This window comes from Nocardia sp. alder85J (assembly GCF_020176955.2).
GTDB lineage: Bacteria > Actinomycetota > Actinomycetes > Mycobacteriales > Mycobacteriaceae > Nocardia.
Genome location: NZ_JAIUCZ020000034.1, coordinates 1 through 1,302 on the forward strand (window position 1 = coordinate 1; position 1,302 = coordinate 1,302).

1 protein-coding gene is annotated in these 1,302 nt (G+C 67.4%); it reads left to right on the forward strand.

The annotated features are described in order from the left end of the window. Positions 1-1,302: amino acid adenylation domain-containing protein (locus LBW94_RS44135; protein WP_225062813.1), on the forward strand; the 1,302-nt coding region annotated here is incomplete at both ends.

Below are 1,302 nucleotides of genomic sequence, written 5' to 3' on the forward strand. Positions count from 1 at the left end.
GCGTCGTTGGATCAGCGGGCGAATCAGTTGGCGCGCAGGTTGATCGAGCTGGGTGCGCGTCCGGATGCGCTGGTGGCGGTGTTGTTGCCGCGGTCGGCGGATCTGGTGGTGGCGTTGCTGGCGGTGATCAAGTCCGGTGCGGGGTATGTGCCGATCGATCCGTCCTATCCCGGTGAGCGTATCGAGTATGTGCTCTCGGATGCCCGGCCGGTGGCCGTGGTCACCGACCGCAGTGTGGATGTGGTGCTGCCGGTGGGTGTCGCGGTGGTGGGGATGGACGAGTTCGGGATGGATGTTCCCGATGTCGTGGATGCCGGGGAGGGGCCGGTGACCGATGTGGATCGGTTGTCGCCGTTGACCGCCGATCATGTGGCGTATGTGATCTATACGTCGGGTTCGACGGGGCGCCCGAAGGGTGTGGCGGTGACGCACGCGAATGTGGTGCGGTTGTTCGCGAATACGGATCGGGTGTTCGGGTTCGGTCCGGAGGATGTGTGGACGTTGTTCCACTCGTATGCGTTCGATTTCTCGGTGTGGGAGTTGTGGGGTCCGCTGTTGTACGGCGGGACGCTGGTGGTGGTGGACTATTACACGTCGCGGTCGCCGGAGTTGTTCCTGGAGGTGCTGCGGGCGCGGCGGGTGACGGTGCTGAATCAGACGCCGTCGGCGTTCTATCAGCTGGCCGCGGCGGAGGCCGCGGCGGCGGGGGTGGGCCGGTTGGCGTTGCGGTATGTGGTGTTCGGTGGTGAGGCGCTGGAGTTGCGGCGGCTCGGTGATTGGGTGGCGCGTCATGGGGACGGGTCCGCGGGTGGGGGGCCGCGGTTGGTGAACATGTACGGGATCACCGAGACGACGGTGCATGTGTCGTATCGGGTGCTGGATGCGGAGACGATCGCGGCGGCGTCGGGGTCGGTGGTGGGGCGGGCGATCGCGGGGTTGCGGGTGTATGTGCTCGATGACCGGTTGCATCCGGTGCCGGTGGGGGTGGCCGGGGAGATCTATGTGGCGGGTTCGCAGCTGGCGCGTGGGTATGTGGGCCGGGCGGGGTTGTCGGCGGGCCGGTTCGTGGCGAATCCGCTGGGTGGGCCGGGGGAGCGGTTGTATCGGGCCGGGGATGTGGCGCGGTGGAATCGGTTCGGGGAGTTGGAGTATCTGGGTCGTGCCGATGATCAGGTGAAGGTGCGGGGTTTCCGTATCGAGCTGGGGGAGATCGAGTCGGCGGTGCTGGCGCAGCCCGGTGTCGGGCAGGCCGCGGTGATCGTGCGTGAGGACACCCCCGGCGACCAGCGCATCGTCGCCTAC